The sequence below is a fragment of the Acetobacterium sp. MES1 genome (genome assembly GCF_002237635.1).
GTDB classification, from domain to species: domain Bacteria; phylum Bacillota; class Clostridia; order Eubacteriales; family Eubacteriaceae; genus Acetobacterium; species Acetobacterium wieringae.
Genome location: NZ_MJUY01000013.1, coordinates 319,712 through 343,692, shown reverse-complemented (window position 1 = coordinate 343,692; position 23,981 = coordinate 319,712). Strand labels below are relative to the sequence as shown.

Annotated in this window: 22 protein-coding genes; 2 read left to right on the top strand and 20 right to left on the bottom strand. The window is 45.7% G+C overall.

Going from position 1 to position 23,981, the window contains the following annotated elements; translation table 11 throughout:
- From BI182_RS05580 to BI182_RS05505, 16 genes are all read right to left on the bottom strand, one after another.
- Positions 1-2,202 carry an NHLP family bacteriocin export ABC transporter peptidase/permease/ATPase subunit gene (locus BI182_RS05580; protein WP_286806088.1) on the bottom strand — a complete coding sequence of 734 codons (2,202 nt, stop codon included), beginning with the start codon at positions 2,200-2,202 and terminating at the stop codon, positions 1-3.
- Between the two features lie 15 nt (positions 2,203-2,217).
- Positions 2,218-3,042, bottom strand: a complete 825-nt coding sequence (locus tag BI182_RS05575; protein ID WP_286806086.1) for an HlyD family secretion protein — start codon at positions 3,040-3,042, stop codon at positions 2,218-2,220.
- Positions 3,035-4,186 (bottom strand): ABC transporter substrate-binding protein, encoded by a 1,152-nt coding sequence (locus tag BI182_RS05570; protein WP_286806084.1) that lies wholly within the window; start codon positions 4,184-4,186, stop codon positions 3,035-3,037. Before BI182_RS05570 ends, BI182_RS05575 begins: the two co-directional genes overlap by 8 nt.
- 32 nt (positions 4,187-4,218) lie before the next feature.
- Positions 4,219-5,922 carry a B12-binding domain-containing radical SAM protein gene (locus BI182_RS05565; RefSeq protein WP_286806082.1) on the bottom strand — a complete coding sequence of 568 codons (1,704 nt, stop codon included), beginning with the start codon at positions 5,920-5,922 and terminating at the stop codon, positions 4,219-4,221.
- Positions 5,898-7,649, bottom strand: coding sequence for a B12-binding domain-containing radical SAM protein (locus BI182_RS05560; protein WP_286806080.1), 1,752 nt, complete (start codon positions 7,647-7,649; stop codon positions 5,898-5,900). Before BI182_RS05560 ends, BI182_RS05565 begins: the two co-directional genes overlap by 25 nt.
- Before the next feature lie 188 nt (positions 7,650-7,837).
- Positions 7,838-8,293, bottom strand: coding sequence for an IS200/IS605 family transposase (gene tnpA, locus BI182_RS05555; RefSeq protein ID WP_286806078.1), 456 nt, complete (start codon positions 8,291-8,293; stop codon positions 7,838-7,840).
- Between the two features lie 188 nt (positions 8,294-8,481).
- On the bottom strand, positions 8,482-8,754 hold the full coding sequence (locus BI182_RS05550; RefSeq protein WP_070370813.1) for a Nif11-like leader peptide family RiPP precursor: 273 nt from the start codon (positions 8,752-8,754) through the stop codon (positions 8,482-8,484).
- Positions 8,755-8,987: 233 nt separating this feature from the next.
- The gene (locus BI182_RS05545; RefSeq protein WP_070370812.1) at positions 8,988-9,260 is read right to left on the bottom strand and encodes a Nif11-like leader peptide family natural product precursor; all 273 of its coding nucleotides are present in this window, start codon (positions 9,258-9,260) and stop codon (positions 8,988-8,990) included.
- 27 nt (positions 9,261-9,287) lie between these two features.
- Positions 9,288-11,000, bottom strand: coding sequence for a B12-binding domain-containing radical SAM protein (locus BI182_RS05540; RefSeq protein WP_286806074.1), 1,713 nt, complete (start codon positions 10,998-11,000; stop codon positions 9,288-9,290).
- Positions 11,001-11,015: 15 nt separating this feature from the next.
- The gene (locus tag BI182_RS05535; RefSeq protein WP_286806072.1) at positions 11,016-14,606 is read right to left on the bottom strand and encodes a B12-binding domain-containing radical SAM protein; all 3,591 of its coding nucleotides are present in this window, start codon (positions 14,604-14,606) and stop codon (positions 11,016-11,018) included.
- Between the two features lie 126 nt (positions 14,607-14,732).
- On the bottom strand, positions 14,733-15,326 hold the full coding sequence (locus tag BI182_RS05530; RefSeq protein ID WP_286806070.1) for a GNAT family N-acetyltransferase: 594 nt from the start codon (positions 15,324-15,326) through the stop codon (positions 14,733-14,735).
- 146 nt (positions 15,327-15,472) lie between these two features.
- The gene (locus tag BI182_RS05525) at positions 15,473-15,940 is read right to left on the bottom strand and encodes a VOC family protein (RefSeq protein ID WP_148638539.1); all 468 of its coding nucleotides are present in this window, start codon (positions 15,938-15,940) and stop codon (positions 15,473-15,475) included.
- Positions 15,941-16,012: 72 nt separating this feature from the next.
- The gene (locus BI182_RS05520) at positions 16,013-16,915 is read right to left on the bottom strand and encodes a helix-turn-helix transcriptional regulator (RefSeq protein ID WP_286806068.1); all 903 of its coding nucleotides are present in this window, start codon (positions 16,913-16,915) and stop codon (positions 16,013-16,015) included.
- Positions 16,916-17,019: 104 nt separating this feature from the next.
- Positions 17,020-17,835, bottom strand: coding sequence for a glycerophosphodiester phosphodiesterase family protein (locus BI182_RS05515; RefSeq protein WP_286806067.1), 816 nt, complete (start codon positions 17,833-17,835; stop codon positions 17,020-17,022).
- A gap of 209 nt (positions 17,836-18,044) precedes the next feature.
- Positions 18,045-18,854 (bottom strand): glycerophosphodiester phosphodiesterase family protein, encoded by an 810-nt coding sequence (locus tag BI182_RS05510; protein ID WP_286806065.1) that lies wholly within the window; start codon positions 18,852-18,854, stop codon positions 18,045-18,047.
- Between the two features lie 33 nt (positions 18,855-18,887).
- A complete protein-coding gene (locus tag BI182_RS05505; protein WP_286806063.1) occupies positions 18,888-20,183 on the bottom strand; it encodes an MFS transporter in 1,296 nt (431 codons plus the stop codon).
- A gap of 338 nt (positions 20,184-20,521) precedes the next feature.
- On the opposite strand from BI182_RS05505, the gene BI182_RS05500 reads away from it, so the two are divergent.
- The gene (locus BI182_RS05500; protein ID WP_286806061.1) at positions 20,522-21,115 is read left to right on the top strand and encodes an LOG family protein; all 594 of its coding nucleotides are present in this window, start codon (positions 20,522-20,524) and stop codon (positions 21,113-21,115) included.
- Between the two features lie 62 nt (positions 21,116-21,177).
- On the opposite strand, the gene BI182_RS05495 is transcribed toward BI182_RS05500, so the two are convergent.
- Positions 21,178-21,669, bottom strand: coding sequence for a nitroreductase family protein (locus BI182_RS05495; RefSeq protein WP_286806059.1), 492 nt, complete (start codon positions 21,667-21,669; stop codon positions 21,178-21,180).
- Positions 21,670-21,851: 182 nt separating this feature from the next.
- Here BI182_RS05495 and BI182_RS05490 point away from each other — a divergent pair, with 182 nt between their 5' ends.
- Positions 21,852-22,205, top strand: coding sequence for a winged helix-turn-helix transcriptional regulator (locus BI182_RS05490; protein WP_286806057.1), 354 nt, complete (start codon positions 21,852-21,854; stop codon positions 22,203-22,205).
- Between the two features lie 60 nt (positions 22,206-22,265).
- On the opposite strand, the gene BI182_RS05485 is transcribed toward BI182_RS05490, so the two are convergent.
- The 3 genes from BI182_RS05485 to BI182_RS05475 are packed head-to-tail and all read right to left on the bottom strand — an operon-like array spanning position 22,266 to position 23,905.
- Positions 22,266-22,928 carry a chloramphenicol acetyltransferase gene (locus BI182_RS05485; RefSeq protein ID WP_286806055.1) on the bottom strand — a complete coding sequence of 221 codons (663 nt, stop codon included), beginning with the start codon at positions 22,926-22,928 and terminating at the stop codon, positions 22,266-22,268.
- Positions 22,903-23,268 (bottom strand): GIY-YIG nuclease family protein, encoded by a 366-nt coding sequence (locus tag BI182_RS05480; RefSeq protein WP_286806053.1) that lies wholly within the window; start codon positions 23,266-23,268, stop codon positions 22,903-22,905. Before BI182_RS05480 ends, BI182_RS05485 begins: the two co-directional genes overlap by 26 nt.
- Before the next feature lie 34 nt (positions 23,269-23,302).
- Complete coding sequence (locus BI182_RS05475; RefSeq protein ID WP_286806051.1) at positions 23,303-23,905, bottom strand: helix-turn-helix domain-containing protein; 603 nt, start codon at positions 23,903-23,905, stop codon at positions 23,303-23,305.
- Positions 23,906-23,981 lie beyond the last annotated feature (76 nt).

Here is a 23,981-nt window from a genome sequence, read left to right as displayed (position 1 = left end):
TTATCCCTCAGTTCTGATCAGACTTGCATACTCGCCACCTAAAGCCATTAAATCTTTATGGGTTCCCCGTTCAACCACAACGCCACAGCTTAACACGATGATTTCATCACAATCCCGAATCGTCGACAACCGATGGGCAACCAGAATGGTGCTGATGCCCCGGCGCCGGATGTTTTCACTGACCGCAGCTTCGGTGGCCGTATCCAGAGCACTGGTAGCCTCATCCATGATCAGTATTTTGGGATTTTTGCAGAGTGCCCGGGCGATTTCCAGGCGTTGCCGTTGACCACCACTTAAGTTTTTGCCACCCTCGGTTAAGATATGGTCAAAGGCATTGGGCAGCGCCAGAATATCCTCATAAATACAGGCATCTTTGGTGGCCTGGATGACATCCTCGACGGCAATGGTCTCATCCCACATCGTAATATTATCCAGTACCGAAGCTGAATACATGACGATTTCCTGATCGACCGAACTCATTGTATTGACGCGCAGTTCAGTTGGTATTGCCTTAATATCAATGCCATCGATACGGATTTCGCCACTCCATGGCTGATAAAGGGTGGTTATCATTTTGGCAATGGTCGATTTACCGCTGCCTGACGAACCCACCAGCGCAATCGAGCCACCCGCCCGGAGTGTCAGGTTCAAGCCCTGAATAATCGGAGCCGATAAGCGGTTATAACCAAAGGTCAGATCCCGGATCTCAATCTCACCTTCTAATTGATCGCAGTCAAACCCATCCAATGAAAGCTTTTCGGCTTCCAGGGCGACATCTTCGGGATACTTTTCAACATCATCGAGACGTGAAATATCGGCGATCATCCCCTGCAGAGCGGCGCTGGTACTGACCAGTTCGCTCATTGGCTGAGTAAAACCAGTCATCAGAGTGTTAAAGGCCACAAAGGTACCGATGGTCATCGCTCCCATTAAGACATACTCACTGCCGATAGTAAAGATCAGGGCCGTTAAAATACTGGTCATCAGAGTCGGCAGCACCGAAATAATGGCTTCCATCCGGCCCATTTTCTGTTCCACCGCCAGGGTTTCGGCACTGAGTCCGGCGATCCGGGTAAAGAAATTATCTTCTTCCCCAATCGATTTAATGGTTTCGATGGATTTTAGATTAACCATGATCCAGCCAATTGATTTTCCCTGATACTGGAGCAGCACCCGGTTGTTATCGGCGTTTTTCTTGGCCGTGTACTGCAGCAGAAAAATATTGATTGCGGTGATAACTATCCCGATCAGGGTCAAGATGACATTATATTGAAACAGCAAAATCAGGTATAAAAAGGCCGTGACCAGATTGACCAGAATCCGGGCCAGATTGCTTGACAATGCGGTGGCTACCGTATTGATGCTTTGCATCCGGCTGTTGATATCCCCGGATTGGCGCTGATTAAAAAACTCCACCGGCAGCCGCAGCACGTGCCGCAGATAGGCACCGGCACTGTCAATGGCAATATAGTTCTCCATCCGCACCAGCGCGTTTTCCTTTAGCCAGTTAAGAATCGCCTGGAGTACCACCGTGTTTAACAGGATAAAAATAAAGATCAGAATATCGAATCTTTCGTTATTATTCAGGAAATAATCGACAAAAATTTTAGCATAATTTGCGATGATCAGCCCAGGAATGACCAGCAGCACACCCAATACCAGGGCATAGAGTAGCGGTGACACGCCGGTTTGGGAAAGTCGTTTATAGAGCGCCTTCCAAACATTGGGTTTTTCTCCAGCTGGCGTGAAATCGGGTCCCGGTCGGGATTCAATGACGACTCCGGTAAACATCTGCCCCAGTTCCTCGGTGGTGATCACCCGTTGTCCCGAAGCCGGATCGCACAGATATACCTTGTCGTTTTTAAACCCTTCCAGCACCACAAAATGACTAAAATCCCAGTGAATGATCACGGGCATTACCATTTCTTTTAACTTATCAACGGTGCAGACAAAGCCCTGGGATTCCAGACCATAAAGCCGAGCCGTTCTGGCAATGTTCCCGGCCTTAACCCCATCCCGGGACACGCCACAATCAATCCGTAGCGTTTCCAGGGTTTCGTAGCGCCCATAATAGGCCAAAATCATCGACAGTGAAGCAACCCCACATTCCACCGCTTCCATTTGCAATACCACCGGAACCTTGGCTATCTTAGGCAGTTTTTCGTGCTCATCCCAACTTTTTTCGGATTGTAATTTCGTCATGCGTTGGCCGCCTTTCTAGGAAATAATCAGATCAATGAGATAAAGCTGATCGGTAAAAATCGTCGCCGTGCCGGAGGTTCCGGCGGTAATTTCGCCGCTAAAGCCATTGTTTTCTTTGGTCCAGATATAATTTCCCTGATTGTCCACCTTGGGATCGATAATAATCAGCATTTCGATGGGGTTCTCTTCATCCTGGGACAAACCGCTGAGCGAAACACTACGGACAATCCCTCTTAAATAACCATATTTATCACTGTTGACCGATTCCAGATTGATAAAAACTTTATCACCTTGCTTGACATTAATGGCCCCTTCATAGCTGGAATAGGCCTGAACCACCACCGTGGTGTCTTCGTTTTCCCGTTTGACAATTTTACCGAGCGTCGAGTTTTTGGGAATGTATGCCCCATCCTGAAAACTCAAGTCGGCGATCACACCACTTTCCATGGCCACAATCATGGTTTGCCGTTTCACCAGACTTTTTAGCTGATCGGTCAAGATGGTTCCGTTACTGATCGATGTTGCCGTTGCTTCGGTGGTCAACACCCCCAGCAAATCACCCCGCTTGACATAGTCGCCATTAGAGACGGCCAACTGCGACAGGATTCCTTCATTTTCAACCACTACATCCACCGTGCCTTCACCATAGGCCACTACCGCATCGGTGGTGGTGGTAATATTAATGGGAACGGTCACGGCGTAAATCATCACGCCCACCAGAAAAATAATAATACCCAATAAAATCAGCAGATTTCCCGGACCGATGACTGTCATCAGGGCCGCATGTTCACTTTTGGGGGTGCCTTTATCCGCTTTATTCCGAAAGATTGATTTATTCACCACTGTTACCTCCCCCTGTCATATTATTACGGGGCACCAATTGATCATTTAAATAGATCTTCTGAAATACCGGTATACCACTGATCAACCGTTTATCAAAGCTTAAGCTACCATAGACGGTCTCAAAACTGTTTTCGGCTAAGACTTTTTTAATGGCCTCAATTTCCAGACTTTGGGCCTGGTTGGCCGCATCGGCCGCCAGATGCATCGCCATGTAAGCTTGGGCGGCCGGCAGATCCGGGTTCTTGCCATAAGCCTGCTGATAGGCCTGAATAAATTCGGCCTCGGCACCAGCAGTGGCGGTATTGTTAAAATAACTGGTGACCTGGATCAGGTTTTTCATACTTTGAGGAATGGTATACGCTTGAATCTCAATGTCATAACTGGCAAAGACTGGCCGGGTATTGCCGGTTTTCTCCAGGTACTCATAAAGCGCTGTGATGTCATTGCCGACACAGGCACTAACAATCGCCTGAGCCCCCATACTGTCCCATTTTTTAACATAATAGCGGAAATAATCGAGATTTGGCAGATACGAAACCGCATCGACAATTTCGATTCCCATCGCATTGGCATGTTCTTCTACCTTTTGAATAAAGTCTTTGCCATAGGTATTGCCAGCGCTATGAACGACCGCAATCCGGCTGATTCCCTGGGCAGCCATACTGCCAACCAGCTCACTGGCCATGGCATCGTCGGACGGCGCACAAAGATAAGCCCCCGGATTTTGAGCCAGATTCAGTTTCGAGCTGGCAATAATCGGGGCAAAAAGCAGCTTGTTGTTCTGGTGATAAATGCTGCCCACCTTTAGCACATCGTCGGTACTGCGATGGCCGATGACAATTGGAAAACCCGGATTTTCGGCGATTCGGGTGGCTACCTCTACTGCTGTATTGGTGTTGTTCCCATCATCATTGTAGTTTACTTCGATGGCCTGATTAAGAATTCCGCCCTGATCGTTGATCTCCCGGGCGGCCAGTTCAATGCCATTTTTGAAGGATTGGCTATAATCTTCCGAGAATGGATAAACCACATCGATTGACAGTGTACTGGTTTTGGTGGTTTCTGTTGCACAGCCAAAGCAAAGCAATCCACCGCTGACTATTATAGCTAGTATCGATAATACCATCAGGTGTTTTTTCATAACCTTCTCCTTACGTTGGGATAATTCTTAGTCTAAATAAACGCTGAAAATAAAATCAGATAGCGGTCACTAAGGCTTTTTAGCGGTATGTTCAGATCCGCCGGGGTACAGTTTAGCCTGGCTGCCGTTTCTGCGATGGTAAAGCGGCCAGCGCCAGCCAGAATGTCAAGTTCGACCGGGCTGAAGTGATTGATATCCAGCAGCGAAAAATCCGGAATCATCTGGATCACTGCGTTATTTTTCTCCCACTCACTCAGTTCATGCCATTCTTTTAACAACCCCTGATACTCGATCAGTTTTTGATAATAGGCCACCATAATCGGGTCTTTGGCATAGATAAATTTAAGGTAGCCCGCGGCAATGCCATAGTTAAAGGCCAGCTTAAAGTCCGTGTAAATCCGTGTTTTAGGAATCAAACCCTCTTTAAACTGCTGTTTCATTTTATTAGAAACCGCCGTAATCAATCGGGAACGCGCCATGCAGATTTCCGGTAATGACAGGGCCTCGGTATGGTTGACCGGAAAATCCTCGAGGTTGGTCAGACATTCGCGATCTTCCAGCGTGATTCCAAATTTTTCGGGGTGCTGATAAATCTCGGTACCGGGCAGGGGCATAATAAAGGTAGTTGAGATGTCGAGCATCCCCGGTGCCAGCTCCAGCAGCGCCAGCACTGTCTTTGTGGTCTCAGCCAGAGTAGCAGGGCTTTCAAAGGCCCCACCAATAATATAGTTGCCGGTTAGCTGGGGTAAGCCCTCGGCGTAGCAAAGCTCGACCACTTTTTTGATATCAGCGGGGCTGGCCTGTTTACCATAGGCTCTCAGCACATCAGCCACTCCAGATTCCATCCCGATCTGCATCCGCACCATGCCGCTGTCAATCATTTCCCGGATCAGCTCGGGGTGTTTGACCAGGAATCCGGGATGGCCTTCACAAAACCAGACAAAATCATATTTTTCCCTAAGCGCTTTCAAGCCAGCTAAGATCTGCTTCAGTCTGACCGGATGGGTAGTAAAGGTATCGTCACAAAAAAACAGGTAGCGGGGGCGGGTGCTTCTTTTTAGTCGTTCTTCAATTTCAGCCAGGACATCTTCGGCCCGACGCAGCCGCAGGTTTTTGGAATTTCCGCCCTCAAAACAGAAGGCACAGCGATAGGGACAACCTCTTGCCGTAATTACTGACAACAGCGGCCGCTCCTGAAACTCAAGGACATCTTCGTTGCGGGGCCATTCATATTTGGCAAAATCCTCCAGATAAACGTAATCGGCGTTTTGATCGGCTCGAAGCTCGCCCGGAACAAGTACATCCTCACCCCGAACCCTGGCACTTAGCCAGGCTAAGAGGGTTTCTTCACCATCGCCCTTAATAATCGCATCGGCCTGATATGTTTTTAGATCTTTTTTCGTCATATGCAGGGTTTGGGGACCACCCACCACCACATAAAAGTGCTCATGCTTTTTTAAATCACTACAAATCGCCGCCACTGCCGAACGATTATCAAAATCACAGTAGAAACAGACCGCAAAGAGGCGGTCTTTCAGATTTTTGATGGTTTTTACCACATCGGTTGTAATGCCGGTGTAGGCTTTGGCCTTAAAACCATTGGCATTGAGCTGGGCCGCCAGGGTTAAAATCCCCAGATTTTCAATCATTTCAAAGGTTCGTCCCCGGATCATCCGTTGGGTATAAATGAGTAAAACTTCGGGTTTACTGCTTATGGTCTCCGGTATAAAATCCACTTATAACCCTCCATTTTATTCAGGGCTTGCTGGGCCTGATTGTAAAAATCAGGATTTTTGCCCAGGGGATCGAGCTTCATTCTGCCCTGCCGCAGCACTTCCTTTTTTGACAGTTTGCCATTGCAAAGTTTTAGCAGGGTATAGTCGATTTCATCCAGCACCTGATTAAATATCTGCGGCTTTTCGCCGCTGACATCGGTATAAAGCCATAATTCAAAGGTACGGTGAACGATGGCCTCTTCATCGTTTTTTCCCAATTGAGTATGGAGAACATACTCATCCGAAGCCCGCATTTTCCAATAGGCGTCATCAATCGGAATATTTTTATAGACATAATCATTCCAGCGAGTAAAAACGCCGTATTGTCGCCCCAGTCGATACGAATCGAGAATTACCGCTTCGGGAATTTTGCCGTCAAAATAAATTTTGCGCATTTCATTCTGCAGTCGCTTGTTGGCCTGCAGACGAATGTTTGTCAGATCGGTAAAATCCAGTGTTTCGGTGCGAGACAGGGGAATGTCCTCATTACAACAATCAATCAACTCTTCATAGATGGACATCCCGAATTTTTCGGGATGAAGGGTAATTGGCGTTTTGGGATAGGGCAGAAATGAAAAATAAGCCGTTTCAAACTGACCCGGGGCATTATAGAGCAGTTCCATAATCAATGACTCCGATTCGGCGATGGTTTCCCGGGTTTCATGGGGGCCGCCCAGAATAATATTGCCGGAGATCCCGTGAATCCCCGATTCAACACAGTGATTGATAACATCCACCGCCATCTTCCGGGTGATTTTTTTATTATAGCTTTTTAACACCTGGTCACTGCCGGATTCCAGCCCAAAAAAGATTTTGACAAGACCGGCATCAGCCAGATGCTTAGCCATCTCGCGATGCTTATCAATGGTCGAAATGTGAGCGCTGGCAAACCAGACAAAATCGTAGTCTGTGCGGATTTCACTTATTTCGTCACAAATCTGATCGACCCGCTTATGATCAAGGGTAAAGGTATCATCGAGAAAGTTAATATAATTAATGGCCGGGTTGCGTTTGAAGTTGGCTCTGATTTCATCCATCAAGGATGGCACAGAGTGACGGCGAACCCGTTTGGCATTGGCCCCTTCATAGCAGAAGGTACAACCAAACGGACAGCCCCGACCGGTTAAAATCGGCAGTAGGCCGAAATGCTTGTAATCATTGGTCAGGGTGATGTCGGGCCAGGGAATTGCATCAAGTTCTTCCGGCGGCTTTCGCGGCTCATTTTCCACCAGGGCGCCCGTTTCATCAGGGAACACAATTCCCTGAATCGCTTCGAGCGAACCCTTCCTGCCTATAAAATAATCCATCAGCTCCAGGATCGTCTCTTCCCCTTCACCGATACAGGCTGCTGCGATGGCGGTATCCCTTAAAAATTCAGCGTCCATCCCGGCTGTCTGCGGACCCCCAGCCAACAGAATCACCTCGGGATAGCGCTTTTTAACTTCCTGGGCAAAGGTTTTGATCCAGTGAATATTATTAAAGTCGCAGTAGAAACCGATGATCTTGGGTCGATCCTCTGTTTCCATCAAAGCGATCACATACTCCAGGGCTTCTTTGGCATACCCCTGAAACATTTCGGCCTGATAGCCCTTTTGTCTTAATAGTTGGGTCAGTATATTCATTCCCAAATTACTACCAGGAATATAACCGCTGACATAGCGGTGTGATTTAATTAATAATAGTTCCATCTGCTGCGTTCCCCCTTTAAACTACTGACTGTTATTCCAATCAGCACCACCCGTCTAACGGGTGGTTTGCTCTGAGGCTATAAGCCTCTGTTACCGGCCGGCGCCTCAAGACGCTGGCCTTCACTTCGTTCAGGCTCTATGGCCTTTGCCACTTTTGCTTGCCCCTAAAGGAGCTTTCGTATTACCAGCTATCCCCTAAAGGGGTCTTCGTATTCCTTCACACTCAATTTATCCAATGCTATATCATGTTTTTCTTGTTCTTCGATGTATTTCCGTATGGTTGCTTCATTTAACCCAACTGTACTAACATAATATCCTTCCGCCCAGAAATGTCTGTTTCCGAACTTATATTTCAAATTTGCATGTTTGTCAAATATCATCAATGCGCTTTTTCCTTTGAGATATCCCATAAATTGAGAAACACTTATTTTGGGCGGAATGCTCACCAGCATATGCACATGGTCCGGCATCAGATGCCCTTCAATAATTTCTACTCCCTTGTATTTACACAATTGCCTTAATATTTCACCAATACTTTCCCGGTATTGATTATAAATTATTTTTCGTCTATACTTAGATGTAAATACAATATGATATTTGCACATCCATTTTGTATGGGATAAACTATTTGTCTTATTTGCCATTAAATCACCTTTCCTTACTTTTGATAGAGCCTGAACATCTCTATCTTACATGGAAAGGTGATTTTTGGGTATAACCCTTTTGCCCACCACCCGCATAGCAGGTGGTTTATTATTTCGCACGTTTTGCGTGCTCAACAGACTAAAGTCTAAATCAGTACTTTGAAGGGGAAATATCCCCTTCAGTTTTTCTAACTCATAGCCGTTTCCGTTGCGACAAATGCATAATCCACACCAACAATACTTAGGCCACCGGCAGCCTGATCCAATTGATCATCACTGATTGGCTGTTTGTCTTTTGCTTCTTTAAAAGCCGCTTTAAATTCAGCAGCCGAGCATGTATAACCCAATTTTGCAACAATCACATCAAACTCTGCGCCTGTTTTGGCTTCATTGATTTGTTTTGCCAAGGCCTCATCCGTCAATACTTTTGCAGCCAATGCTCTTGCACCATCGATACTCATGTTCTTCCTCCTTCCTCTACTATTTCAACTGAATCATGAAATGAGTCAGTTAATTTTCAAAAATAGGTGAACAGTCACAATGAATAAAAAATTTTACTCGTAATCGGCGTGTGATTTAGTCACTTTTTTATTTATCGGTTCTTGTCTTACTCCCCTTTAAATTACTGACTTTATCCGAATGATCGTTTTGAGTCAGTAATTTGAAGGGGAAAATCCCCTTCGTTGTTTAATAACTAAGCTCGAGCGGTTTGTGTTGCTGTGAATGCGTAGTCTACGCCAACAATACTTAAGCCACCAGCAGCCTGATCCAGTTGATCATCGCTGATTGGTTGTTTTGTCTGTGCTTCTTTAAAAGCAGCATCAAATTCAGCTGCGGTACAGCTGTAACCCAATTTTGCAACCACTGCATCAAATTCTGCTTCAGTTTTAGCACCATCAAGTTGTTTTGCCAAAGCCTCATCGGTTAATACTTTTGCGGCCAATGCTTTTGCACCATCAATACTCATTTTCTTCCTCCTTTTAAAAGATTTTGGCTAAATCACAAAATGTGTCAGCCAATATTTAAAATCAAATTGATCCAGCAGATCAACTAATTTTCCATGGAATTCAGCCGGATCGTGATACGGGCCACCGAAATGTTCATATAATTCGACTTCGATCTCGGCCAGACTTCTTTTCCCGGCACAACGCAGCAGCAGCTCATACTCCAGCGGTGATAGCGCCATCCCATCCAGTTTGGGAAAGCCTTCGGTAAAGGTCATCGTGCGCCATAATTCAAAGGTGCGTTGGGGATAATCGCTGGAAAAATCCATCGATCTTTCAAAGGCCTGCCCTTCATTAAGATACAGCACATAATAGTATTCATAGGCTCTGGAATTAGCGGCAATTTCCTCAAACCAGCGGCTGCGGATGCCATATTTCAGGGCGGCGTTAAATTGCTTTTGCACCACCTCATTTTTTAACGCATGATTTTTGATTTTATTCTGCATACTTTGGCGGATCACCTTGTTGAGTTCCTGACGCATGTTCATGATCTGATCCTGGCTGCATCCTACTGGGGTGACAAAGGGATAATCATCGCCGGACAAGCGGCCCGACTGATCATGCAGTACTAAATTAAACTTCTCCGGATTATCCATGATTTCGGTACCCGGATAGGCTCTTAAAAAGCCAGTGATGATATCAATAATACCCGGAGCCCGATCGATCAGGGTTTTTATCAGGGTTGCGGTTACCCCCGGGCTTTCCGCTGGCCCGCCGACAATAAAATTAGTGGCAATCTGGGTCAGCCCACAAGCAGCGGCGTAGGTGACAAATTCAACGATGTCATCAATCTTGACGTGCTTGTTGTAGGCATCAATAACCTGCTGATCGCCCGACTCAATCCCAATCTGCAGCCGAACCAATCCGGCATCGATCATCGTTGGCAGAATGTCCATCCAGTTTTTGATTCGGCCGACATGGCATTCGCAATACCAGACCAGGTCGCGGTCTTTGCGGATTTCCCTCATCCCCCGGCAGAATTCTTCAATCCGTTCCCGACTGAGAGTAAAGGCGTCATCCATAATAATAATGTATTTAAGTTCCGGATTGTTTTCTAAGTTGAGTTTAATTTCTTCCAGAACCAGCGGGATGCTGCGCAACCGCACCTGCTGTTTGCCGGGGCTGGGGGCGCAATAGGCGCATTGGTAGGGACAGCCCCGACCGGTAAAGATCAGTTTGCCATAGGCGTGGTCAATATGCAGGGAAGCGTGGTAGGCTGGCAATGGGAGGGCATCCAGATCTTTGATAATTTCCGGCGGGGTGACCGTAAAAACCCCGTCCCTGATCATCGCTAGTCCGCTGATCTCACTTAATTCGCCCTCTTCTTTTAACACCGCTTTCAAGAGCAGCGGCAGCGACACTTCACCCTCACCGCTTAAAATATAATCGGCCTGGCTTTCTTTTAGAAATTGCCTATCCAGCCCAATGCTCTGAGGGCCGCCGACGATAACGGGGATCTCCCAGCCGTTTTTAATTTTTCGGGACAAATCAGCAATCAGCGAAACATTATCAAAATCACAGGAAAAGCCCACAGCATCCGGCTGGTTCTGTTTGACTTGTTCCAACAGCTCTTCCGGTTTACCATGAAAAACCAGGGGTTCAAAGCCGGCTTCTTCCAGAGCTCCGGCCAGATAAAAGAGCCCCAGATAATCGTGAACCCGAGTTTCATATTTCTTTGATACATTGCATAGGAGTATCTTCATTTTATTACCCTTTTTCTAGAACGGAACAACAAGAAGCCAGTATTTTTTATCAAAAACTTTCAGGGTTTCAATGATCCGTTCCATTAATTCATCCTGCCCTTCGCCAAATGGTTTACCAAAACGCTCATAAAGCAGCTCGGTCATGGTGGCAATGGTGCTTTTACCGGTTGCATATTTCATGATTTCATATTCAAAGGGTGACAGTGCCTCCCCCCACAACAGCGGATAGCCCTGGGAGAAATCGACATCCCGCCACATCTCAATTAACCGCTGGGGCCGCCAGTGCGGCAATTCCTGGCGATCCACATCGACGATCCGACTGGCAGCCTCCCGGGCCAGCATGGTGTAGTAGGCCGTTAAGGTGGGTTTATGATGCGATATAATATTAATCCAATATTTAGGGCCATTGGCAGCAAGTGATGTTTGATAGCATCTTAAAATATCTTCATGTGTGAGCTCCCCATCATTCAGCATGATTTTCACCTCATCGACAAAACTCTGGAGATATTCCTGATAGGCCCCCATGATCTCCCGACGATCCATGGTTTCACTGTCCATCATCGGGTAATCAGAAATGCTGCTCAGCCCCTGCCGGTCATAAATTGTCAGGCCGTATTTTTCAGGGTGTAGGCCGATATCCGTCATCGGATAAGGCATAACGATACTGGGGGCAATTTCCATCATCCCCGGTCCCAATCGCAGCAGCTTGGCCCCAAAGGCCTTGTTCTTTTCAATATGTTCCCGGTTTTCAAAGGGCCCGCCCACCAGCAGCGCTCCAAAGACCTGTTGCACCCCGGCATCATAGGCTGCTTTTACGACCGTTTCGACCATTTCCGGGGAAATATTTTTGCGGTAAACTTTGAGCATCTCCTTATCCACCGTTTCAATACCAATTTGCAGCCGGTTAAGGCCAGCATCCACCATCGCCTTTAATACTTCCGGTCGTCGGCTTAAGGACACGACATCGGCCTCACAATAGAACTGGAAGGGCCGGATTGCCTGCAAGACTTTGGCTTCCCGGCAAAACGCATCCAGCCACTTAGGATTGGTGACCAGGGTATCATCACAGAATTTAAAATAACTCAGCTCCGGGTATTTTTGCAGAAAGTACTTCATTTCGGCAATGACGTTGTCCACACTGCGCTGTCGCATCGGCCGTTTTAAGGCCCCTTCATGGCAGAAGACACAGTGGTAGGGGCAGCCCCGGCTACTCATCAGATAGAGACTGGAAAAGTCAATCGGGGTAATGCTTTTGTCGTAGGCCGGGAAAGGCAGTTCATCAAGATTTTCCACCACCGGGCCTTCACCCATATCAATTGCCTGGCCACTCTCGTTTAGATAAAAGATACCGGGAATCTTATCAAGACTTTGCTGGGCTTTTATCGCCTCCAACACCGCCACCATCGCCAACTCGCCTTCACCCCTGACAATGGCGGTGGCTTGTGACTGGCGCAGATAGTCTTCATCCAGAGAAATTGCTTCCGGTCCGCCTATCAGCACCGGAATCCGATAGGTCTCGGTAATGGCCGCACTGACTTTTCTAACCACGTGCTTGTTTTCAAAATCCACCGAAAAGCCGATCCCACAAATTTCATGAAACGGATACCGCTTCAGGTAATCGATGGTCTGATCGGGTCGGCATTCACAGACAATGGCATCATAGCCATTGGCATCAAGATAGCTGGCCAGGCCATAAATGCCCAGAAAGGCACCATTTCGGCTGAAGCCAGCGATTTCCATCCCAATTGTTGATAATTTAAAAAGTATGAACTTATTTTTCACAATGTTCTCCCCGGTTGTTTCCCGAACCTGCCACTGCTGATCGGTTGTCTGGGCGGTCAGTGCCCCCGATAAAACGCACATACCGACCTGCTCCAGTTTTTTAATCGTCTGCAACAAATGCTCTTTAAAAGCTTCAAAGTTTTCAAAACTGTGCTGATAGGCTGGGAAAAGTATTTCGGCCATCTCCAGCATGGACACTTTGCCAGAACTGTATTTTAATACTTCAAATTCAAAGGGGGAATAGACAAAGCCATTTAATACCGGAATCTCGGCCGCCAGCTCGGGCGTCAGTGAAAGTAACGCAATCCGCTGGGGATGAGTCGCAAAAACCGTCTCCTCGTCATAGTCTTTGGTCAGCTTGTCACCCCGGATCCGGGCCTTGTACTGGGCATCAAAATAGGGGTAGCGGGAGTAAGCCAGTCCCTGCCACATGCCACTGAGACCATATTTTTCACTGAGGGCATAGCTTTTTAGAATCACTTCATCGGGAATTTCACCGTCACTCAGCATTTTTCGCATCAGCCGGGTGTTCATTTCGAAAAATTCGTTCCGGGCGGCGCAGATTTCTTCAATGCTCAGGGTAGCGGTTTCAATTACCGGAAAATCCCCCACTGAGGTCAGGGCCGCTTCATCCTTGACATAAATGCCAAAAGCTTGGGGATTTTTGGACATCGCCGTTTCCGGGAACGGCATATAGAAAGTACTAACCACCTCCACCATCCCGCGACCGGCTTTAATCATCTGATTGACGGTATCAAAGGTATAGTCCAGGCTTTCCCGGGTTTCCAGCGCGCCGCCAATGATGATGTTGCCGACCAGCTGGGGCAGACCGGCAGCTTGACAGATTTCAATCACCTCAAAGAGTCCTTCCCGTTTGATTTTCTTGTTATAGATATCAATAATATGCTGATTACAGCTTTCAATGCCAATCTGCATCCGCACCAGCCCGGCATCCACCATCATTTTGACAATTTCCGGATATTTAATGACGATGTTGACATGGGCATCGGCAAACCAGACAAAATCATGTTCCTTCCGCAGTTCTTTTAATTGTTCGCAAAAACTTCGCACCCGTTCTTTATCCAGAGTGAAGGTATCATCGCCGAAAAAGATGTACTTCACGTTAGGGTTTTGTTTCAGCCGACAGCGAATTTCCTGCATCACATTTGCTACACTGCGGCGTCTTACATTTTTGCTGTTTCCACCCTCATAACAAAAAGAGCAGTGGAAAGGACACCCTCGTCCTGACATGACTGCCATATGATTAATGCCCTGATGCTGGGCGGATTTAATTGTCCCGGTAATAATCGGCAGCGCATCGAGATTTTCAATGGCCGGATAAATGCCATTATCATAATAACTGCCGTCACTTCTAAGTGAACAGAGTCCCGGAATGCTCTCCCACTTTTCGATCGCTTCATTTTGCAGGGCGTGGATGGCCTCAAAAAGCGAATATTCCCCTTCTCCCCGCATGATTGCGTCAGCCTGACTGGCCCGCAAAAAATCCTCCCCTAAACCAACGGTCTGGGGGCCGCCCACCAGTACAGTAGCGCCATAACGCCTTTTAATTTCCCGGGAAAAACTTTCAACCGCCGACTGATTCTCATAGTCACAGTATAAACCGACCACAGTATTGCCATCTGAGCCGGTCGCTGCCAGAAACTCCAGCCCTTTTAACAGCTCCCCTGAAAAAACCGCTACCTCAATCCCTTTACTGGCCATCATTTCCGCCAGCGACATATGGCCAATCGGCTCAATTTGGGTGATCGAATGCGTTCGGGTTCCGCGATGAATCAGCATCAGTTTCAAGTTGATCGTTTTCACTATGTGCCTCCAGTTCAATTTATTCACTTTATTTGTATTATATCAGTATTTTAAAATTTTTTATTCACAGTGTATTCTTTTTTTACGGTTTTGTCTATTGCTTTTTTGTTAAAACCACTGCACTTTTTAGCTTTTGCTGTTTTTTATAATTTCTGGCTTCCACTTCTCATTTTTTGTTAAATCACCGATCCTGATAAACGGTTCTGGCTTAATGCCATGGGCCGCAATCATTTTTTCCATCCAGATCATGTCATACCAGGTTTCCAGCTTGTAGCCACATTTAGAAAAATGACCAATGGTTTGATAGCCCAGGTGTTCATGAAAACCGATACTGCCGGGATTAGGATAGGCAATACAGGCATAGAGATTCGTGATGTTCTGCTTTTTTAAAACTGTCTCAAGCGCCTGATAAAGCTTTTTACCCACTCCGTTTTGTCGGCTGTGCTGTTTAACATAGATGGTGGTTTCCACCGCCCAGTCGTAGGCCGCCCGGTTTTTAAACTCGGAAGCATAGGCATAGCCAAGGATTTCGTCTTCCCTGACGGCCACCAGATAGGGATATTTCAGCATGGTTTTTTGCATACGCTGCTTAAATTCTAAAAGCGTCGGCACCGTATATTCAAAGGTGATGGCCGTTTCCCGAATATAGGGCGCATAAATATTTAATAATGCTTGTGCATCAGCTAGCTCTGCCCAACGGATGGTGATGTCTGTGTTCATATTTATAACCTTCTTTTCTCAATTTTAACTGTTTTATTATATCATTTTTAAAACTGACGTAAAAGAAGCCCTTCAAATTTTGTGTATGAAGGGCTTCTCTACTTTTAAAATCTACATTTTTATTCAACCGAATTTTGTTTTCAACTTTATTTTATAAAACTCTTAACCACTTCCTCCGGCATCATGGTTCGCTCGACAATTTCCGCCTCGGTCATCCCCTGGTCATAAAAACGCCGACACACCATGGCCATGCTTTCACCCACTTCAATAATATGATAATCCGGATCATAGAAGCGAATGGACCGCTGACCCCAAGCCGCTTCCTCCACATCGTGCAAATATTCAATCTCCGGAAAATTTTTTAGATGTGCTAAAAACTCATCCAGATTCTCTTCCTCAAAATAAAGTTCCATATCGTTACCCCGATAGACAATCTCTTTTTCGTCCCGATGGATAAATTTTGCCCAAAGGGCCTTATCCTGAAGCGAAAACCCGGCATTAAAAGTAATATTCTCACCAAAATCCATCACCACTTCCAAACCAAAAACATCACAATAAAAAGCCCGGGAATGATTAATATCATTCACTACCAGCATCGGTGCTTCAAATTTCATAACTACTTCCTCCTCGTTTTTTAATCATTATAGCTCCACAATCACGACACCTGTCTGTCATGTTTAACTCAATCATTGGTATTTTTTACTGATTTTTTTTGTGATCATCAAAAATTCATTTCTCAGCGCTTCCGGTTTTATTAATTCCACCCCATCACCAAAACTCAGCAGCCAACTAAAAAGATTCTCCCGGCTGGAAAAACAGAATTCGAAACGAAGTTTGCCCGCTGTGGTTATCTGATAACAATTTATTCCATATTCGTCAATGAGCCGCCATTTCATTGTGGGGTCAAAGTCTGCCACCAATTGAATCTGGCTTGGCATAACCAATTGCTCCTGACTGTTATATTCCGGCAGATCTCTTGTTTTGTAGGTCTCGTTTAGTACCTGCAAGTCCCAGAGACGGTTGAGTTTAAAGTGTCGAAAGTCGTTTCGCTCCCGACAATAGCCCCAAATGTACCAGGATGACCATTGATAGACAATCAAATACGGTTCAATCTGGCGGCAGCTTTCACTTTTTGGTGAGTAGTAATAAAAAGTAATCAGCCGCCGCTGGTTGATGGCCTGTTTAATGATTTCAAATTTGGGTGCCAATGAATTTTTATAGTGTGAGGACAGATCAATAACGATAGGGTTATCCGGCTGGGTTGCTCCCCCATTCACCGCCAGTTTATCAATTAATTGCCGATACTGATTGGTCCCGGCGACACTGTCCAGACTTTTCAGTCCAGCCAGGATCGACTGTAGTTCTGCTGATGACAGCAGCGTTTTATCGATCTTATAACCTTCCATAATGGCAATGCCACCATTTGCTCCCTGAGTCGTCGTCAGCGGGATTCCGGCCTTGCAAAGGTCTTCGATATCCCGGTTGATGGTTCGGCGGGAGACCTCAAAAATTTCAGCCAGGTAGGGGGCAGTTACCTGTTGCTGTTGTAGCAGGATGGATAATATTCCAATGAGTCGGTCTATTTTCATTTGCAAATCCTCTATGATTCTTTTAAAATCTCCGCTTTCTTCGGCATTAACCTGAAAAAAGGCCCAGCACATCTATTGACATGCTATGACCTTATGCTTAAAACTCATGGTTCAAAATATTCAAAAATGATCGCATCAAATTTTTTCTTGCAATACTCAATATCATCGGTATCCTGGACTGTCCATCCAACCAATCTGCCAGTCAGCAGATGAAATAGGCTAAGCCCCAGTTTACGCCGGGCATCGCCATGATGGAAGGCCATAAAATGTGGTCGGGTGATAAAATTGGTCGCAAATGAAATGATCAGCAACCATTGCCACAATTTGACATCCAATCCCTTGAGACTTTTACGCCCCACTGACAGCTGACCTCTGACCACATCGGGCCGATTTTTATAAAACCACCGGACGATTAACGGCTGAAAAGATTCGACACAATACAAACCCTCATACTGATCCAGATATGCGGCTGTTTTTGAGCACAGCTCGTTGAGATTCTTGGTGTTTTTCAGTTCGACAATTAATGGAACCTGTCCATCAACCATGCTCAGCACCTCTTCAAACAAGGGAATTTTTTCCTCTGTGTTTTCGAGATTATAAACCAACAATTCATCATAGGTGCAATCAGTTATTAATCGATCCTCCCCGCACAAACGCAATAAATTATCGTCGTGAAAGACAACGATCTTTCCGTCGGCGGTCAGATTTAAATCCATCTCGATGCCATAACCAGCCGCCACCGCTTTCTTAAAGGCCGCCATGGAATTTTCCGGAATCGATTTATCTTTTTCGTGCAAGCCCCGATGCGCATAATAACTGGTCCAAAGGCGATCATCAACCTCCTTTGGCATTCTGCCCGGAAGCAACAGTAAAATATAAATAATAAAGATGGCTATAATTGCCATGATATATAGTGTCATGTACCCTCACCCACTTCTGTTAAGCTAATTCCAATCAGTTCCTTTCTCTCAAATTTAAAACGCAACACCAAACCATTAAATCAATACTTTGGTAATCGTCAAAGTATTTTTCTGTTTGTGTTTCTTTATTTACCCCTTTATTCTCTCAATCAATCATTAAAACTAGATTAGTATTAAGCCTATTTTCTGTTAAATCGAATGGTGCGCCGCTAAGGCCTAAAAAACTCAAAGATAATTACATCAAAAAAATCCATACACCGCACCCGATCATCATTATCCCGCACCGTCCAACCAACCAATTCCCCCCCTAATTGCCGAAACAGCCTCAGGCTGAGCCGATAGTGGGCATCTTCGTGCTTATAGGCAATAAAATGAGGCCGGGCGACCACATTTGTCACCACTGAGGCAATCAGTAGACGCTGCCATAACGGCGTACCGCCAAGACTGCGGTAGCCAGCGGATAGCTGGCCTCTGATTACCTCGGGCCTGTTTTTATAAAACCAGCCAACGATCCCGGGATGAAAGGACTCAATGCAATACACACCGGCATAGTCATCCAGCAGTTTTGCGGTTTTAACACAGAGTTGCGGCCAATCTTTGGTATTCTTCAGTTCAATAATCAGTGGAACCTGGCCCGCCACAAGTTGCAGCACATCTTTTAATAGCGGAATGGTTTGTTCCGTGTTTTCAATCCGATAATCCGAGAGCTCGGTCGACAAACATTGGGTAATTAGTTTATCAACACCACAAACCCGAAGCAAACTGTCATCGTGAAATACCACCACTTTTCCATCGGCGGTAAGGTTAACATCCAGTTCCATGCCATATCCCGCTTCAACCGCTTTGGTAAAAGCCAGGATTGAATTTTCCGGAACCGCCTTGTTTTTTTCATGCAGACCGCGATGGGCATAATGACTCTCCCAAAGAAGCGAATCGGAATGGTTCGGTACTGTCCCTGGTGCGATGAAAAAAAGATAGAGCAAAAAAAATCCAATCAGCACCCCGATTAAATAGATCATCTCTGGCCTTCTTTTATAAGCTCTTTTCGCATATCAATCCGCCACATCAAAAACCTCCAGTTTAGACCGGGGAGCAATGGGTTTGGAATCCCCATGCTTAACCTGCATCATTGTTAAAAAGGCCAGCCCCACAAACAAAGCGCCATAGGGCATCAGGGTTTGATAACCAAGATGTTCTAAGAGGGCCCCGGAGGCGATCGGGGTCACAACCTGGGCAGCCATCGATGCTGTATAATAATAACCCGTATAACGACCAACATTAGCGCCCTTGGACATTTCCAGCACCATCGGCAGGGAATTGACATTGATGGCCGCCCAGGCGATTCCTGCTAAGGCAAAGGATACAAATAACATTGGGTTAAAGGCTGTATAAAAAGCTGCCGTGGCAAAAACGGTTACCAACACCGCCACCCCCATCAGGATGATTTTTTTACGCCCCACCTTTGAGGAAATAATCCCCACGGGAATAAAGGAAATAATCGCCGCAATACTGGCTACCATCAAAATTAAAGCGGTTTGGGATTCTTTCATTCCCAAAGAAACCATAGCATACTTTGAAAAAGCCGAAGTGACCGCATTGTAACCCATAAACCATAAAGCCACCGATAAGAGGATAAAAATCAGACTCTTTTTATAGGCTTTCGGTAGCTTTTCATGGGTTACCAGGGTTTCATCATGCTCCGCCTCTTCAACGTCAATCCCCATGGCTGCACTGTTGTGGCGCATTTTTATCACTGCCTGCGGTTCGTTAACAGTCAGTTTGAGAATCACAACACCTACCACCATCACTGCCGCTGTACCCAGAAACAGGGGCCAATAGTTAATATTATCCTTATCGGGGGCCAGCAGGGCCACCATTCCCAACACTAGAATCCCGCCAACTGCCCCCATCAGATTAATCACCGCATTCCCCTTGGAACGCAGTGGTTTGGGGGTGACATCCGGCATCAGGGCCACCGCTGGCGAGCGGTAAAAAGACATCGAGAGCAAAGCCAAGGCCAGCGCCACAATAAACAACATCAGCTTATTGGCCATTACGGCATAGGGGATCAAAAGCATCGATACTACCGCCATGGCCGTGCCGCCTAAAATATAGGGCATCCGTCGCCCCATTTTAGTGTTGGTATTATCTGACAGCATCCCAAACAGCGGCAGCATAAATAAAGCCAGCACATTGTCAAAAGACATAATCACCCCAGCCATTGTGTCCTTAAATTCGAAGGCTTTTAACATAATCATCGGAATCACAAAATCATACAGGCTCCAAAAAGCACTGATGGTCATAAACCCCAGACCAACTAATACAGTGAGGCGGTAATCCAGCTTCATCAACACGCTCCTTTTTCTATCATGAAAAAAGTATAGCATCAGCTGCATCTTTTATCAACGCACTTAACCAATCTTTAATAAATCTTCATAATTTGCCAGCATCATTTCCCGCCAATCTTACCATCTCCCCAAATCGATGCTTGCCATTTTTTTTGGATGCCCCATACCAGAAACAGCTGCACCTATTTTCTTAAGTAAAGCCCTAAATTACAGCGATCTGCTTGTCAAAAGAATCCATGATTGATATAATTAAGGTTCTTAATATGACTTATGCTTTTGGATGCATCACTTCTGATGCATCCATTAAATTTTTTATAAGATCCTGGGAGGAAACAACAATGAAAAGAATATGTGTCTATTCCGGTTCCAATCTGGGGGTTCGTCCCGAATACCAAGAAATGACAAAAGCCCTGGGCCTGGTGCTCGTTAAGAATAATATTGAATTAGTCTACGGCGGCTCAAAATTTGGTCTGATGGGCGAAATCGCCAACCATATGCTGGACAACAATGGTCGGGTTACTGGCGTTATGCCCGGGGGACTTTTTCCCAACGAAGTGATTAATGAACGTCTGACTCAATTTATCGAAGTTAAAAACATGCATGAACGAAAACAAATGATGGCTGACTTGTCCGATGGTTTTATTGCCATTCCCGGCGGCATCGGTACTTTCGAAGAGTTATTCGAAACCTATAGTTGGGCCCAACTGGGAATTCATAAAAAACCGATTGGCATTCTTAATATTTCCAACTTTTTCGACCCCTTCATCAATATGATGACAACCATCGTCAACGAAGGCTTTATGAACCCCTCCAATACCAAACTGGTTCTGGTTTCTTCTGATCCCGGTGAGCTGGTCAATCAGATGATTCACTATACCCCACCGGTTTTGGGAAATAAATGGCAGCAACTGGATGCCGCAGCCGTGAAGTAACTTATCAGAATCAAGCAAAAAAAATCTGACGAAAATGTCAGATTTTTTTTGCTTGATTTCAATTATTCAAAGTGAACCCGATCTGCCTCAAAACGATCCTGCTGCTTTGCTTCGGCTGCCGGGTAACCAATTGGAATGATGGCGTAAGGCTCAAGATGATCGGGAATCGTTAAAACTTTACGGACATTTTCCATCCGGTCAGCCAACGGCGCAATCCCAATCCAAACCGCCCCCAAACCAAGTTCAGTGACTTCCAGCAGAATATTTTCGGTACAGGCGGCCATATCGATGTCGGCAAATTCCGGCATCATCATCTCTTTTCGATATACCGGCACAATCGCCACAGCAGCATCCTTGATGCATCCGCCGTAGGGACTACAGTCTGCCAGAGCTGCCAGGGTTTCTTTATTCTTAACGACAAAGAATTCCCAGGGGCGTTGGTTGGCGGCCGATGGAGCGGCCATCGCAGCTCTTAGAATCTGGTCAATTTTTTCTGCTTCCACTGCCTTGTCTTCATACTTTCTCACACTGGTTCTGTTAAAGATTACGTTCATTTTCTTCCTCCAATTATTTCTTAGCCGGGTGTTTACCCATGCTATTTTGGCTATTTCTTGCTTCTATTCTTGATTCATGCTATCATTTTACCAATCATTTTCATAAAAACAAGAATGCACTTTTTTGTCACTTACTACCCAAAAAGATAGTAAGTATTCAAGAAGCCACTAAAGGAGAAACCATGTCCGAAAAAAAACATTTCTGCTGCCCCATTGATGCTACCATTAGCCTGATCGGTGGAAAATATAAAACAAAAATTCTCTGGAATCTGGTTGATCAGACCCTGCGCTTTAATGAACTGCAAAAAATCGTTCACCAGGCCACCCCAAAAATGCTCACCCAACAGCTGCGTGAGCTGGAGCGGGACGGTCTGATCACCCGCACCGTCTATCCGGTGGTGCCGCCCAAAACTGAATATGCCCTGACCAGTTTCGGCCAGAGCCTTTATCCGATTCTCGATGCCATGTGCGAATGGGGCAAGGATTATATGGCCGAAGAGGCCCCTGACGAACTTGCCGAGGCTGTCAATCAATAGTCAAATTAATCCCTGTCATGACAAGCATATTAAAAGACACCTCTAATCTCTTTATCCTCATCAAAGCTTGATCCACTGTTCGGGGTGATTCATCGCATCCTGGAATTTTTCCAAAAACAAACCCACATGATAACCATCAGCGACAGCGTGGTGAACAGTGATCGAAAAGGGCATCATTTTTCGGCCGTCTTTTTCAAAAAAACGGCCCGCCTGCAAGATCGGAAAATAATAATCGGCCTTCGCATAGGGGACTGGTGAATAACTGGTAAATTGAGTCCACGGCACCATCCCCACCATAAAGCTATTCGGCGGCGGCAGCTCTGGTTTGGCCAAAATCCCGTGATTCCCAGAATATCGTTTTTGATCTTCCATATAGTTGTGATAAAAGACTTCAAAATCCGGATCATATTCTGTCCACATATTTGACATGGTTTTGTCATCCTCATGAAAACAGGCATAAGAAGGATGTAAGACCTCATAATACCCCAGCTGATCGGCCGTTTTAGCAACCCGAAATTCCGGCTGCTCGGTAATCAGTTTTGCCGTCAGATAGAGATAGGCCGGAAAAAACTTCTTTCCAGCTTTTTTAATTAGATGATACGCCTCTGTCATATCGATCTCCACACTCATACTAAATCCAGTCGGCAGCATTTCGGTAAAATAATAAAAGTATGGTCGTCGATCCCAGCTTTCAAAATCAATGAGATGTAATTGCGTGTTCATTTATTCGTTCTTCCTTTTGTTTATCAATCCAGATTTCAAGCAACATCGCAATGTCATCACTAAACTCTGCCTCGCTCTGCGTTTCACCTTTTTTTATTTCTTCCAGAACGACAAATGAAAAGGATTTGGCGCCATAGGCTTTCCAATCTTCCAGCATTGCGGGCTCCGGGCACGAATTCGTGGCAACAGCAAAGCCAAAGCGGTTTTGTTGTCCGACCATATTTTGGGTCGATTTTATCCAAATCCGGTCATTTCCACTGCATTTTATGCCATAAATGCCCCCGACAACCCTTCTGTTTTTATAGTTCTCTTTTAATTCTTTTTTTGATCGTGTTTCCATAAACCTAATTCTCCTAAACCTGTATCTATTTTGCTTACAGCACCCAAAGACCATCTTTGCTGCAATAATAGTACAGTTTGCTGCCAAACTTTTTACCCAGCTTGCCGCCACTCATTTTCGGCAGTCGCAGGGCCGCCGTCTGCTCGGGATAAAGCCTGACAAACAAGCTGCGATCACTTGATACATAGGCCACAAAAGAAATAAAATGGGCCTTGGTCATTTCGTGATCAAACGTAATATAATATTCTCCATCATCATCCTGGATGGTTATTCTGTGTTTTTCATCGGCTGGTTTTGCCACCAGTGGTGCCAGTTTGCGACCGCAGCAGGAAAGCTCCGCATCGCCAGTGGTACTGATCACATTGCCACAGTTGGGACAAACATAAAATTTTATTCGCTTCAAGTTTCCTGTTTCCATATCATTCAGTTCCAGATCTCCCAATAGTATTTTTTCAATATTTACCTCAAACAGTTGTGAAAGTTCTCCCAGCAGGGATACATCCGGACAACCCAGGCCCCGCTCCCATTTGGAGATGGTCTTATCACTGAGGTGCATCCGCTCGGCAACCTGTTTCTGGGTCATCGCCTTTTCTTTTCGTAATGCCTTCAGTAGTATGCCTACCTTATTACAATCCAATTGTCGTACCTCCATATGAACTATAGTAATTGATCGATGGAATTTATTCAATCGACGCTCCGTAGAGTTTCGGCTG

Bases quoted from the DNA above. Each gene is read 5' to 3' on its own strand.
- BI182_RS05580 (WP_286806088.1), bottom strand. From the start codon at position 2,202: ATGACGAAATTACAATCCGAAAAAAGTTGGGATGAGCACGAAAAACTG.
- BI182_RS05570 (WP_286806084.1), bottom strand. From the start codon at position 4,186: ATGAAAAAACACCTGATGGTATTATCGATACTAGCTATAATAGTCAGC.
- BI182_RS05560 (WP_286806080.1), bottom strand. From the start codon at position 7,649: ATGGAACTATTATTAATTAAATCACACCGCTATGTCAGCGGTTATATT.
- tnpA (WP_286806078.1), bottom strand. From the start codon at position 8,293: ATGGCAAATAAGACAAATAGTTTATCCCATACAAAATGGATGTGCAAA.
- BI182_RS05550 (WP_070370813.1), bottom strand. From the start codon at position 8,754: ATGAGTATCGATGGTGCAAGAGCATTGGCTGCAAAAGTATTGACGGAT.
- BI182_RS05545 (WP_070370812.1), bottom strand. From the start codon at position 9,260: ATGAGTATTGATGGTGCAAAAGCATTGGCCGCAAAAGTATTAACCGAT.
- BI182_RS05540 (WP_286806074.1), bottom strand. From the start codon at position 11,000: ATGAAGATACTCCTATGCAATGTATCAAAGAAATATGAAACTCGGGTT.
- BI182_RS05530 (WP_286806070.1), bottom strand. From the start codon at position 15,326: ATGAACACAGACATCACCATCCGTTGGGCAGAGCTAGCTGATGCACAA.
- BI182_RS05525 (WP_148638539.1), bottom strand. From the start codon at position 15,940: ATGAAATTTGAAGCACCGATGCTGGTAGTGAATGATATTAATCATTCC.
- BI182_RS05520 (WP_286806068.1), bottom strand. From the start codon at position 16,915: ATGAAAATAGACCGACTCATTGGAATATTATCCATCCTGCTACAACAG.
- BI182_RS05515 (WP_286806067.1), bottom strand. From the start codon at position 17,835: ATGACACTATATATCATGGCAATTATAGCCATCTTTATTATTTATATT.
- BI182_RS05510 (WP_286806065.1), bottom strand. From the start codon at position 18,854: ATGATCTATTTAATCGGGGTGCTGATTGGATTTTTTTTGCTCTATCTT.
- BI182_RS05505 (WP_286806063.1), bottom strand. From the start codon at position 20,183: ATGAAGCTGGATTACCGCCTCACTGTATTAGTTGGTCTGGGGTTTATG.
- BI182_RS05500 (WP_286806061.1), top strand. From the start codon at position 20,522: ATGAAAAGAATATGTGTCTATTCCGGTTCCAATCTGGGGGTTCGTCCC.
- BI182_RS05495 (WP_286806059.1), bottom strand. From the start codon at position 21,669: ATGAACGTAATCTTTAACAGAACCAGTGTGAGAAAGTATGAAGACAAG.
- BI182_RS05490 (WP_286806057.1), top strand. From the start codon at position 21,852: ATGTCCGAAAAAAAACATTTCTGCTGCCCCATTGATGCTACCATTAGC.
- BI182_RS05485 (WP_286806055.1), bottom strand. From the start codon at position 22,928: ATGAACACGCAATTACATCTCATTGATTTTGAAAGCTGGGATCGACGA.
- BI182_RS05480 (WP_286806053.1), bottom strand. From the start codon at position 23,268: ATGGAAACACGATCAAAAAAAGAATTAAAAGAGAACTATAAAAACAGA.